The sequence below is a fragment of the Mycobacterium sp. E342 genome (genome assembly GCF_001667665.1).
Taxonomy (GTDB): Bacteria; Actinomycetota; Actinomycetes; order Mycobacteriales; family Mycobacteriaceae; genus Mycobacterium.
The window spans coordinates 1-12,688 of the sequence record NZ_LZJM01000115.1 but is presented as its reverse complement, the minus strand read 5'-3'; the positions used below and the strand labels follow the sequence as shown (position 1 = coordinate 12,688).

At 67.0% G+C, this 12,688-nt stretch carries 10 protein-coding genes; 9 read left to right on the top strand and 1 reads right to left on the bottom strand.

What is annotated here, in order from left to right; all coding sequences use genetic code 11:
- Nucleotides 1-550 (bottom strand): PPE family protein (locus A5692_RS07550; RefSeq protein ID WP_156765972.1); only part of this gene is annotated, 550 nt, incomplete at its 3' end.
- Between the two features lie 443 nt (nucleotides 551-993).
- Here A5692_RS07550 and A5692_RS07545 point away from each other — a divergent pair.
- From A5692_RS07545 to A5692_RS07505, 9 genes are all read left to right on the top strand, one after another.
- Nucleotides 994-1,767: a response regulator transcription factor gene (locus A5692_RS07545; RefSeq protein ID WP_068054157.1), complete on the top strand. Its 774-nt coding sequence runs from the start codon at nucleotides 994-996 to the stop codon at nucleotides 1,765-1,767.
- Nucleotides 1,764-3,281 (top strand): cell wall metabolism sensor histidine kinase WalK, encoded by a 1,518-nt coding sequence (locus A5692_RS07540; protein ID WP_068054154.1) that lies wholly within the window; start codon nucleotides 1,764-1,766, stop codon nucleotides 3,279-3,281. Before A5692_RS07545 ends, A5692_RS07540 begins: the two co-directional genes overlap by 4 nt.
- The gene (locus A5692_RS07535; RefSeq protein WP_068054151.1) at nucleotides 3,274-4,161 is read left to right on the top strand and encodes an alpha/beta fold hydrolase; all 888 of its coding nucleotides are present in this window, start codon (nucleotides 3,274-3,276) and stop codon (nucleotides 4,159-4,161) included. The genes A5692_RS07540 and A5692_RS07535 overlap by 8 nt, the downstream gene beginning before the upstream one ends.
- A gap of 303 nt (nucleotides 4,162-4,464) precedes the next feature.
- Entirely contained in the window at nucleotides 4,465-4,554 is a 90-nt protein-coding gene (gene kdpF / locus A5692_RS28930) for a K(+)-transporting ATPase subunit F (RefSeq protein WP_050790038.1), read from the top strand.
- Nucleotides 4,554-6,224: a potassium-transporting ATPase subunit KdpA gene (gene kdpA, locus A5692_RS07525; protein ID WP_068054148.1), complete on the top strand. Its 1,671-nt coding sequence runs from the start codon at nucleotides 4,554-4,556 to the stop codon at nucleotides 6,222-6,224. Before kdpF ends, kdpA begins: the two co-directional genes overlap by 1 nt.
- Nucleotides 6,224-8,374, top strand: coding sequence for a potassium-transporting ATPase subunit KdpB (gene kdpB / locus A5692_RS07520; RefSeq protein WP_068054145.1), 2,151 nt, complete (start codon nucleotides 6,224-6,226; stop codon nucleotides 8,372-8,374). The genes kdpA and kdpB overlap by 1 nt, the downstream gene beginning before the upstream one ends.
- Before the next feature lies 1 nt (nucleotide 8,375).
- Nucleotides 8,376-9,299 (top strand): potassium-transporting ATPase subunit C, encoded by a 924-nt coding sequence (locus tag A5692_RS07515; protein WP_068054142.1) that lies wholly within the window; start codon nucleotides 8,376-8,378, stop codon nucleotides 9,297-9,299.
- Between the two features lie 12 nt (nucleotides 9,300-9,311).
- Nucleotides 9,312-11,879 carry a sensor histidine kinase KdpD gene (locus tag A5692_RS07510; protein ID WP_068054139.1) on the top strand — a complete coding sequence of 856 codons (2,568 nt, stop codon included), beginning with the start codon at nucleotides 9,312-9,314 and terminating at the stop codon, nucleotides 11,877-11,879.
- Nucleotides 11,876-12,556, top strand: a complete 681-nt coding sequence (locus tag A5692_RS07505) for a response regulator (RefSeq protein ID WP_068054136.1) — start codon at nucleotides 11,876-11,878, stop codon at nucleotides 12,554-12,556. The genes A5692_RS07510 and A5692_RS07505 overlap by 4 nt, the downstream gene beginning before the upstream one ends.
- The last annotated feature ends 132 nt before the right edge of the window (nucleotides 12,557-12,688 follow it).

The following is a 12,688-nucleotide window of genomic DNA, read 5'->3' as shown; positions in this document are numbered from 1 at the left end:
CGCCGGCCTGGCCGGCGATGCCGCCCGGATTGGTCGTCTGCGGCGGCGGCGCGAAGGCGCCGAAGCTCGACGCGGAAGCGGAGCTGGCGGCGTAGGTGTACATCGCGGTCGCATCCTGAGCCCACATCTCGCTGTACTCGGCCTCGGTGGCCATGATCGCCGGCGTGTTCTGCCCCAGGACGTTGGTGGCGATCAACGCCATGAGGCGTGCCCGGTTGGCCGCGATGAGCGGGGGCGGCACCGTCATCGCGTACGCCGCTTCGTAGGCCGCCGCCGCGGCGGTGGCCTGGGTCGCCGACTGCTCGCACAGCTCCGCGGTGGCCCGCAGCCACACCACGTACGGCGCGACCGCGGCGGCCATGGACGTCGACGTCGGCCCCAGCCATTCGTCCGTCAGGGTCGTGATCACCGACTCATAGCCACCGGCCGCCGAGTTCAGCTCCAGGGCCAGCGAGTCCCATCCCGCCGACGCGGTCAGCAGCGTCGCGGGCCCGGGCCCCACATACATCCGGCCGGAGTTGACCTCCGGAGGCAACGCGCCAAAATCCATTGCTTTCCTTTGCTACTTGAGTGACCGCAATCACTGCGGCGTTCCACCGGCCCGGACTTCTGAAAAATGTTTCAAACGACCGGGATTCGTAACACCACGTAACTTGCCTTTAACGACAGTTGGAGACGTCGTCGTCCCCGGCCGTCGTGGGTACGCGTTCGGCACCGACGGTACGCATCGCAATAACACGGGATTCGATCACCGAAATCGACTCTTGCGCCGACGATTTGGAGAGCCTAACCTCGCAAATACTCTGGCCCGCCAGACCAACGACCATGCATCCCAGTATTTTTGGGGAATCAGCTCATCTCAAGTTGGCTGATGCGACACATATGAAACTCATATTTGAGCGGCATGTGATGTGACGCGGCCGACACCCGCACATTTGAGGTTTCTATGAGCTCCGTGACAGTTCGGTGTGTGATTTGCCAGAATGGAAGAACATGACGGCAATGTCGGGATACGCGGGAGGCCAGCGCCCTCGCCAAGCCATCCTCGGGCAGCTACCCAGGATCTACCGCGCCGATGGGTCTCCGATCAGGGTCCTACTGGTCGATGACGAGCCTGCGCTGACGAACCTGGTGAAGATGGCGCTGCACTACGAGGGCTGGGTTGTCGACATCGCCCACAACGGACGCGAAGCGCTGGCGAAGTTCGACAAGGTCGGCCCCGACGTGCTGGTGCTCGACATCATGCTTCCCGACGTCGACGGGCTGCGGATCCTGGAACGCGTCCGCCAGTCCGAGGCCTATACCCCGACGCTCTTCCTGACGGCGCGGGACTCCGTCATGGACCGGGTCACCGGCCTGACCGCCGGCGCCGACGACTACATGACCAAGCCGTTCAGCCTCGAAGAGCTCGTCGCCCGGCTGCGTGGATTACTCCGCCGTTCGGGCCAGCAGACGCCGCCGGCCGCCGAAACCCTCAAGGTCGGCGACCTGAGAGTCGACACCGCCAGTCGCGAGGTGACCCGCGACGGCACCCAGATATCGCTGTCCTCGACCGAGTTCGAGTTGCTGCGCTTTCTCATGCGCAATCCCCGCCGCGCGTTGAGCCGCACCGAGATCCTGGACCGCGTCTGGAACTACGACTTCGCCGGCCGCACCAGCATCGTCGATCTGTACATCTCGTACTTGAGGAAGAAGATCGACTCCGGCCGGGAACCTATGATTCACACCGTGCGCGGTGTCGGGTACATGCTGCGGCCCCCGGAATGACCACGGACCGGGATGCCCTGGCCGGAGACCTTCCGCGGTGGCTACCCCGTTCATTACGGCGCCAATTGCTGTTGGGCGTACTGGCCGTGGTCAGCGTGGTGCTGATGACGGTCGGAATCGTCTCCGTGCTGAGCCTGCGCGGCTACGTCACCTCGATGAGCGACGCCGACGTCGCCGGTTCCCTGGACGCGCTGGGCCACTCCTACGCCAAATACCGTGAGGGCGAACGCAATCCGTCCGCCGGTGCCAAGCCGCTGGACCAGGCGATGCTGCAGTTTCCCGACCAGACGCCGGGGAACCTGATCGTGGTGCTGCACAACGGGACCGTCATCGGATCGGCGGTGTTCTCGGAAGCCGAGGCGCGGCCGGCGCCCGCCGACGTGGTTCGCGCCATCGAAGCGCAGTCCTGGGGCGAGGGGCCGCCACGGACCGAAAACCTGCGCAGCCTCGGGTTCTACCGGCTCAACAGCCACGTCGACGGATCCGACGTGCTGGTCGCCGGGGTGTCGCTGAATCTCGCCGACCAGATCATCGCCCGCAAGCAGCTCACCACCACCGTACTCATCGCGGCCGCTCTGGCGGTCACCGCGGGGCTCACCGTGTGGGTCGTCGGCTACACCCTTCGGCCGCTGCGCCGGCTGGCCGGCGTTGCGGCCGAAGTCGCCGCCATGCCGCTCACCGACGACGACCACCGCATCAGCGTCCGGGTGCGGCCCCGGGACACCAACCAGCAGAACGAGGTCGGCATCGTCGGCCACACCCTGAACAGGCTGCTGGACAACGTCGACAGTGCGCTGGCGCAGCGCGCCGAATCCGATCTGCGCATGCGGCAATTCATCACCGACGCCAGCCACGAACTGCGCACGCCGCTGGCGGCGATTCAGGGATACGCCGAACTCACCCGTCAGGACAGCTCCGAGTTGCCGCCGACCACCGAATACGCGCTGGCCCGCATCGAGTCCGAAGCGCGGCGCATGACGCTGCTGGTCGACGAGCTGCTATTGCTCTCCCGCCTCGGCGAAGGACAAGACCTGCAGAGCGAGGAGGTCGACCTGGCCGAGCTCGTGGTCAACGCCGTGAACGACGCGGCGGTCGCGGCGCCCACGCACCACTGGGTGAAGGACCTGCCGGACGAACCGGTGTGGGTCCGCGGCGATCATGCTCGGCTACACCAGCTGGTCAGCAACCTGCTCAACAACGCCCGGGTACACACCCCGCCGGGGGTCACCGTCACGACGGCGATCACCTGCCACCGCGACGGGCCGGCCGGGCCCGTCGCGGAACTGAGCGTCACCGACGACGGGCCGGGCATCGACCCCGAGCTGCTGCCCCGGTTGTTCGAACGGTTTGCCCGGGCCGACAATTCGAGGCTCAACAGCTCGGGCACCGGGCTGGGCCTGGCCATCGTCGATTCGATCGTCAAGGCCCACCACGGCTCCGTCACCGCCGAATCCGCCGAGGGCAGAACGGTTTTCCGGGTGCGTCTCCCGATGACCAACGGCCCCGGTGCCTGATCCCGCCGGCCGTTCGGAGCCTTCGGAAGTATTCGTCGGTTGCCCCGAGGGCAGACTGCGCGTGCTGGTGGCGGGCGACGCCGGAAGTCCGGTGCTACTGCTCAGCGGCGCAGGCGTGGACAACGCGATGCTCAGCTGGCGCCACCTCATCCCGGTCTTGGCCCAGCACCACCGCGTCTACGCCCTGGACTGGCCCAAACAGGGCGGCAGCCGGCCCTGGCACGGTCACGCCGGCATCGATCGGCTGCTGCAGTGCATCACCGACATCCTGGATCATTTCGGCGTCGACCGCGCCGATCTGGTCGGACTCTCCCAGGGCGGCGCGTTGAGCCTGGCCTACGCCATCGCCGAACCCGGCCGGGTGCGACGCGTCGTCGCGCTCGCACCCGCTGGCATCCTCTCGTTCCCGCCCGTGGTGCATCAGCTGCTGTGGTTGACGGCGAAACTCTCGCCGCTGGTCTCCGGGGCATCGACGATGATGTTTCGTCACCGCACGATGGTGGCCTGGCTGGCACGGCATGCGCTCTTCGCCGGGCCGGTCGACGATTTCGACGATATCGTCGACGAGGTCCACGCCGAGGTGCTGGCCAACGGCGCACGCGCCTCCGACCTGCAGAACGACTCGATAGGCTTCTTGAAGATGAAGCTGGACCTGCGGCCGCGACTCCACGAAATCGCCTGTCCCACACTGTTCATCCAAGGCGACCGGGACCGTTCGGTCAAAGCCGAACGGACAGTCGACGCGGCGCGCCGCATTGCCCATGCCCGGCTGGAGATGCTTCCCGGCAACGGCCACTGGTCCAACCGGCAGTCACCCCAACTCGTCAACCGCCTGATCGACGACTTCCTCGCGAACGAACCACCAGCGAACGATCTCTGATGCAAACCGCGAGGCGGGCGTTAAGAAACCGTAAAGGCGCCCCGCGACGCCGTTAGAGAACTGTCAACCAAAGGCCCTAGCCCAAAGGCGCCAGCTAATTTCAAGCTGACCTTGCCTCCGGGGACAGCGTTGTGGCTGACTCGATGGGGGCTTTCGCGTGCGCGTGTTCGGTGCTGAACGGAGACAAGATGGGCTCGAAATGGGCATCAAAATGGGCATCAAAATGGGCGTAGTGGCGTTCGTGGCGCTCACGGTGGCGGTGTTCGCCGTACTGGGCTTGGTGCAGAAGCTGGTCGAGCGGCTGTGAGCTACGAAAACATCGTCGGTTTGGTGCTTTCCGTCCTGCTGGCATTGTTCCTCGGCTGCGCTCTGCTGTTCCCGGAGAGGTTCTGATGACCGGGACGACCGCGGGACTGATCTTCCTCGCCGTCCTCGTCGTGGCGCTGGTGGCGGTGCACGTGCCCTTGGGCGATTACATGTACCGGGTCTACTCCTCGGAGAAGGACGGCTACGTCGAGCGGGGCATCTATCGCCTGATCGGGGTGGACGCCCGCTCGGAGCAGAGCTGGGGCGCCTACGCGCGCAGCGTGCTGGCGTTCTCCTCGGTCAGCATTCTGTTCTTGTTCGTCTTCCAGCTCGTGCAGAACAAATTGCCGCTGCACCTGCACGACCCGGCCACCAAGATGACCCCGGCCCTGGCGTGGAACACCGCGGTCAGCTTCGTCACCAACACCAACTGGCAGGCCTATTCCGGCGAATCGACACAGGGCCACCTCGTGCAGATGGCGGGACTGGCGGTGCAGAACTTCGTGTCCGCCGCCGTCGGCATGGCGGTCGCGATCGCGCTGGTGCGCGGATTCGCCCGCACGCGCACCGGGGAGCTGGGGAACTTCTGGGTCGACCTGGTGCGCGGCACACTGCGGATCCTGCTGCCGATCGCGGTGTTGGGCGCGATCCTGCTCATCGCGGGAGGAGCGATCCAGAACTTCCAGCTGAACGACCACGTCGTCAACACCCTCAACGGGACGCAGCAGACCATCACCGGCGGGCCGGTGGCCAGCCAGGAAGCCATCAAGGAGCTGGGCACCAACGGTGGCGGCTTCTACAACGCCAACTCCTCCCACCCGTTCGAGAACCCGACCGCATGGACCAACTGGCTGGAGATCTTCCTGCTCCTGGTGATCAGCTTCGCGCTGCCGCGCACGTTCGGGCGCATGGTGGGCAACGCCAAGCAGGGCTACGCGATCGCATCCGTGATGGCGTCGCTGTACGCGGTCAGCGTCACCTTCATGATGTGGTTCCAGCTGCAGCACCACGGCACGGTGCCCACCGCGGTCGGCTCGGCGATGGAGGGCGTCGAGCAGCGGTTCGGTGTCGCCAACTCCGCCGTGTTCGCCGACTCGACCACGCTCACGTCCACCGGTGCCGTCGACTCGTTCCACGACTCCTACACCAGCCTCGGCGGCATGATGACCATGTTCAACATGCAACTGGGTGAGGTCGCACCCGGCGGCACCGGCTCGGGTCTGTACGGCATGCTGATCCTGGCCGTGATCACCGTGTTCGTCGCGGGGCTGATGGTCGGCCGTACCCCCGAATACCTCGGTAAGAAGATCAACCCGCGCGAAATCAAGTTGGCCGCAAGCTATTTCCTGGTCACCCCGTTGATCGTGCTGACCGGGACCGCGATCGCGATGGCGTTGCCGGGAGAGCGCGCCGGCATGCTCAACACCGGCCCGCACGGCCTGTCGGAAGTGCTGTACGCGTTCACGTCCGCGGCCAACAACAACGGGTCGGCCTTTGCCGGGATCAGCGTCAACACCGACTGGTACAACACCGCCCTCGGCCTGGCCATGGTGTTGGGCAGGTTCCTGCCGATCGTGCTCGTCCTGGCGCTGGCCGGATCGCTGGCCAGGCAGGGCCAGACGCCCGAATCGGCGGGCACCCTGCCCACGCATCGGCCGCAATTCGTGGGAATGGTCGCCGGGGTGACCTTGATTCTCGTCGCGCTCACTTTCCTGCCCATGCTGGCGCTGGGCCCTCTCGCCGAAGGAATCCACTGATGACCGCGACCACCGTCGACCCGGCCGAGCAGTCGCGGCCGTCGGATTCCGCAAACACCAAACGGGTGCAAGGCGGCTTGCTCGACCCGAAAATGCTCCTGCGCTCGACGCCCGACGCGCTGGCCAAACTCGACCCGCGCACCTTGTGGCGCAACCCGGTCATGTTCATCGTCGAGATCGGCGCCACCTGGAGCACCGTGCTGGCGATCATCAGCCCGACCTGGTTCGCCTGGCTGATCGTGGTGTGGCTCTGGCTCACCGTGTTTTTCGCCAACGTCGCGGAGGCGGTCGCGGAAGGCCGCGGCAAGGCTCAGGCCGAAACCCTGCGCCGGGCCAAGACCCAGACGCTGGCCCGGCGGCTCAAGGACTGGCAGCCCGGCGCGCCCGCCGTCGAGGAAGAGGTTGCCGCACCGCTGCTGCAACAGGGTGACGTCGTGGTGGTCGAGGCGGGACAGGTGATACCGGGCGACGGCGACGTCGTCGAAGGCATTGCCTCCGTGGACGAATCGGCCATCACCGGTGAGTCGGCGCCGGTGATCCGGGAGTCCGGTGGTGACCGCTCGGCGGTCACCGGCGGCACCACCGTGCTGAGCGACCGCATCGTCGTGCGGATCACCCAGAAGCCCGGGGAGAGCTTCATCGACCGGATGATCGCGCTCGTCGAGGGCGCCAACCGGCAGAAGACCCCCAACGAGATCGCGCTCAACATCCTCCTGGCCGCGTTGACGATCATCTTCGTCTTCGCCGTCGCCACCCTGCAGCCGCTGGCGATCTACTCCAAGATGAACAATCCCGGCGTCCCGGACACCCAGGCGCTCAATGCAAACGGCGTGACCGGGATCGTCATGGTGTCGCTGCTGGTGTGCCTCATCCCCACCACCATCGGCGCACTGCTCTCCGCGATCGGCATCGCCGGCATGGACCGGCTGGTGCAACGCAACGTGCTCGCCATGTCCGGGCGCGCGGTGGAAGCCGCCGGTGACGTCAACACCCTGCTCCTCGACAAGACGGGGACCATCACCCTGGGCAACCGGCAGGCGGCCGCCTTCGTCCCCGTCGACGGCGTCTCCGATCAGCAGCTGGCCGACGCCGCGCAGCTGTCCAGCCTCGCCGACGAAACTCCGGAAGGCCGCTCGATCGTCGTCTACGCCAAACAACACTTCGGGTTGCGCGCACGCACGCCGGGCGAACTCGCCCACGCCCATTGGGTGGAGTTCTCGGCCGCGACGCGCATGTCCGGGGTCGACATCGACGGACACCAATTGCGCAAGGGCGCGGCCAGCTCCGTCGCGGAATGGGTGCGCGGCCAAGGCGGCAAGGTTCCCCATCAGCTCGGCGAGCTCGTGGACGGCATTTCCGCCGCGGGCGGCACCCCGCTGGTGGTCGGGGAAAGCCGCGACGGCGAATCGGCGGTGCTCGGCGTGATTCACCTCAAGGACGTCGTCAAGCAGGGCATGCGGGATCGATTCGACGAGATGCGCAGGATGGGCATCCGCACGGTGATGATCACCGGCGATAACCCGTTGACCGCCAGGGCGATTGCGGACGAGGCCGGCGTGGACGACTTCCTCGCCGAGGCGACCCCCGAGGACAAGCTCGAGCTGATCAAGCGGGAGCAAGAGGGCGGCAAGCTGGTCGCGATGACGGGCGACGGCACCAACGACGCGCCGGCCTTGGCGCAGGCCGACGTGGGTGTGGCGATGAACACCGGCACGTCGGCCGCCAAAGAGGCGGGCAACATGGTCGACCTCGACTCCGACCCGACCAAGCTCATCGAGATCGTCGAGATCGGCAAGCAGTTGCTGATCACCCGCGGCGCGTTGACCACATTCTCGATCGCCAACGACATCGCAAAGTACTTCGCGATCATTCCGGCCATGTTCGTCGCGCTGTTCCCCGGGCTGGACATGATCAACATCATGCGGCTGCACAGCCCGGAGTCGGCGATCCTGTCCGCGGTGATCTTCAACGCGATCATCATCGTGGCGCTGATCCCGTTGTCGCTGCGCGGCGTCCGCTACACGCCGAGTAGCGCGTCAAAGCTGTTGAGCCGCAACCTCTACATCTATGGCCTGGGCGGCATCGTCGCCCCCTTTGTCGGAATCAAGCTGATCGATCTCATCGTCCAATTCGTCCCGGGGATGTCCTGACATGAGCTTCTCGAATTTCGTCCGCATGCACTGGGCGGCGTTCCGCGCGTTGCTGGTGCTGACCGTGATCGCCGGCGTCGCTTACCCGTTGTTCGTCTGGCTGGTGGCGCAGATACCGGGACTGCAGGACAAGGCCGACGGGTCGATTCTCACCGCCGCCGGAAAGCCCATTGGCAGCCGGCTGATCGGTCAGCTGTTCACCGACAAGGACGGCAACCCGCTGCCCCAGTACTTTCAGGGCCGCCCCTCGGCGGCCGGCAATGGTTACGACCCGCTGTCGACAAGTGCGAGCAACCTCGGGCCGGAAAGCATCGTCGACACACCCGCCGATCCCGCGCAGCTGGCGGCGGGCAAGTCCGCGTCGGACGCGGGCTTCAAGCCGAGCCTGTTGACGACGGTGTGTGCGCGCAGCGCGGCGGTGGGCCGGCTGGAAAACGTCGACGGTTCGCGACCGTTCTGCACGGGCGGCGGTGTGGGTGCCGTCCTTTCGGTGATCGGGCCGCGTGACGCCCGCGGAAACGTCGTCCACCCCACCCGGGTCGTCAGCGTCAACGAGCCGTGCCAGGCGACGCCGGCGCCGTTTCTGACCCTCTACGAGGGGGTCCGCGTCGAGTGCGCCAAGTACGGCGAGGACTACACGATCGGCCAGATCGTCCCGATCCGCGGCGCCGCGCCCGCCGACCCCGCCGTGCCCGCCGACGCCGTCACCGCCAGCGGCAGCGGCCTCGACCCGGACATCTCGCCGGCCTACGCCGATCTCCAGGTCGCCAGGGTGGCCAAGGCCCGGCATGTCAGCGTGGACCAGATACGTGAGGCGTTGGCGCAGAACCGAAGTGGCCGCGCCCTCGGATTCTTCGGCGAACCGTCCGTCAACGTGCTGCAACTGAACCTGCAACTCGATCACATATATCCGGTCTCGGGCTAGCGCGATAGGGGGATGATGGTTGACGTGAGTGTCGTTGACCACCGCCCCAAGCGCGGCGAGCTGCGGATTTACCTCGGTTCGGCCCCAGGGGTGGGCAAGACTTACGCGATGCTCGGCGAGGCGCATCGCCGGCTGGAGCGCGGCACCGACCTCGTGGCCGGTGTGATCGAGACCCATGGCAGGGCGAAAACCGCTGAGCTGCTTGAGGGCATCGAGGTCATTCCGCCCCACTACATCGAATATCGCGGCAGCACCTTTCCCGAACTCGACGTGCCGGCCGTCCTGGCGCGCAAACCACAGGTCGTTCTCGTCGACGAGCTCGCCCATACCAACACCCCGGGCAGCAAGAACGCCAAACGCTGGCAGGATGTCGAGGAACTACTCGACGCGGGGATCACGGTGATCTCCACCGTCAACGTCCAGCACCTGGAAAGCCTCAACGACGTCGTCGCCCAAATCACCGGCATCGAACAGAAAGAGACCATTCCGGATTCCATTGTGCGGCAGGCCGCACAGGTCGAGTTGATCGACATCACGCCGGAGGCGTTGCGTCGCAGGCTCTCCCACGGAAACGTGTACGCCCCCGAGCGCATCGACGCGGCGCTGTCCAATTACTTCCGCCGCGGAAACCTCACCGCGCTAAGGGAACTGGCCCTGTTGTGGCTCGCCGACCAGGTGGACACCGCGCTGGCCAAGTACCGCGCCGAGAACAAGATCACCGACATGTGGGAGGCCCGCGAGCGGGTGGTTGTGGCGGTCACCGGCGGTCCCGAGTCGGAGACGTTGGTGCGACGGGCGTCGCGGATCGCGTCGAAGTCCAGCGCCGAGCTGATGGTGGTGCATGTCATCCGCGGTGACGGGCTGGCCGGCCTGTCGGAGGCGCGGATGGCCAAGATCCGGGACCTGGCAACCAGTTTGGACGCGTCGCTGCATACCGTGGTCGGTGACGACGTGCCCGCCGCCCTGCTCGATTTCGCCCGCGAGATGAACGCCACCCAGCTGGTGATCGGCACCTCACGGCGCTCGCGGTGGGCGCGGGTCTTCGAGGAGGGCATCGGCGCGAGGATCGTCGAGCTGTCGGGCAAGATCGACGTGCACCTGGTCACCCACGAGGAGTCCAAACGCGGATTCCGCGCGGCTTCGCTGGGTCCCAACGAGCGGCGGGTGGCTTCTTGGCTGGCGGCCGTCATCGTGCCGTCGGCCATCTGCGCGGTCATCGTCAATGCCCTCGACCCGTATCTGGGCACCAGCGGCGACAGCGCACTGTTCTTCGTCGGAGTGCTGCTGGTCGGGCTGCTGGGCGGCGTCGCCCCGGCGGTGGCCTCGGCGGTGCTGTCCAGCCTGTTGCTGAACTACTTCCTCACCGCACCCCGGCACACGTTCACCATCGCCGAGCCCGATGCGGCCGTCACCGAACTGGTGCTGCTGCTGGTCGCGGTCGCCGTCGCGGTCCTCGTCGACGGCGCGACCAAGCGCACCCGGGAAGCCCGTCGCGCCTCCCAGGAGGCCGAGCTGCTGACGCTGTTCGCCGGCTCCGTGCTGCGCGGGGCCGACCTCGATACGCTCCTCGAACGCGTGCGCGAGACCTACTCGCAGCGCGCGGTCAGCATGCTGCGCGAACCCGCCGAGGAGGACCGCGCCGAGGGCAAGAAGGCCTACGTCGTCGCGTGCGTGGGCAGGGACCCGTGCGTCACCGTCGCCTCCGCCGACACCGCGATCGAGGTCGGCGACGACGAGTTCTGGATGTTGTTGGCCGGCAGGAAGCTTTCGGCCCGCGATCGCCGGGTGCTGAGCGCGGTGGCCAAGCAGGCCGCGGGGCTGATCCGGCAGCGCGAGCTGGCCGAGGAGGCCAGCCGGGCCGAGGCGATCGTGCGGGCCGACGAGTTGCGGCGTTCCCTGCTGTCGGCGGTCAGCCACGACCTGCGCACGCCGCTGGCGGCGGCCAAGGTCGCGGTGTCCAGCCTGCGCGCCGAGGACGTCGCCTTCTCCCCCGCGGACACGGCGGAACTGCTGGCGACCATCGAGGAATCGATCGACCAGCTGACGGCGCTGGTCGGCAACCTGCTGGATTCGTCGCGCCTGGCCGCCGGCGTGGTGCACCCGGACATGCGAAGGGTGTATCTGGAGGAGACCGTGCAGCGGGCGCTGATCAGTATCGGCAAGGGCGCCACCGGCTTCTACCGATCGGCCATCGATCGGGTCAAGGTCGATGTGGGTGACGCCGTGGTGCTGGCCGACGCGGGGCTACTCGAGCGCGTGCTTGCCAACCTGATCGACAACGCGCTGCGGTACGCACCCGACTGTGTGGTTCGGGTCAACGCGGGGCGCGTGGGCGACCGCGTCCTGATCAACGTCATCGACGAGGGGCCCGGCATCCCGCACGGGACCGAAGACCAGATCTTCGAAGCGTTTCAGCGCCTCGGCGATCACGACAACACCACGGGAGTGGGCCTGGGCATGTCGGTCGCGCGCGGCTTCGTCGAGGCGATGGGCGGCACGATCGCGGCCGGCGACACCCCAGGTGGCGGCCTCACCGTGACGGTGGAATTGGCCGCGCCAGAAATGGTCGGGGCGCGATGACCCGGGTGCTGGTGATCGACGACGAGCCGCAGATCCTGCGTGCGCTGCGCATCAACCTGTCCGTGCGGGGTTACGAGGTGATCACCGCGTCCAGCGGTGCCGGCGCGCTGCGCGCCGCCGCCGAGCACAGGCCCGACGTGGTGATCCTCGACCTGGGCCTGCCGGACATCTCCGGAATCGAGGTGCTGGCCGGGTTGCGCGGCTGGCTCACCGCGCCGGTGATCGTGTTGTCCGCGCGCACCGACTCGTCCGACAAGGTGGAGGCCCTCGACGCCGGGGCCGACGACTATGTGACGAAACCCTTTGGGATGGACGAGTTCCTGGCCAGGCTTCGGGCCGCCATCCGCCGTAACACCGCGGTGTCCGAGCTGGAGCAACCGGTGATCGAGACGGAGGCGTTCACCGTCGACCTGGCCGCCAAGAAGGTCACCAAGAACGGCGCCGAAGTCCACCTTACGCCCACCGAGTGGGGGATGCTGGAGGTGCTGGTCCGCAACCGCGGCAAGCTGGTCGGCCGCGAAGAGCTCCTCAAAGAGGTGTGGGGCCCGGCATATGCCACCGAAACACATTATCTGCGAGTGTATTTGGCGCAGCTGCGACGCAAACTCGAGGACGACCCGTCGCACCCCAAGCACTTGGTGACCGAGTCAGGGATGGGGTACCGCTTCGAGGCGTGAGTGTTTGCGCGCCCGACGCCATGCGCCCGACACCACGCGCCCGACGCCGCGGTCGGAGCCCGAAGCCCTGGTCACATCGGTCACTTCCGCCCCCGTGTCGGGGAATCGTCGATGTGCCCGCCTCACAGCGAC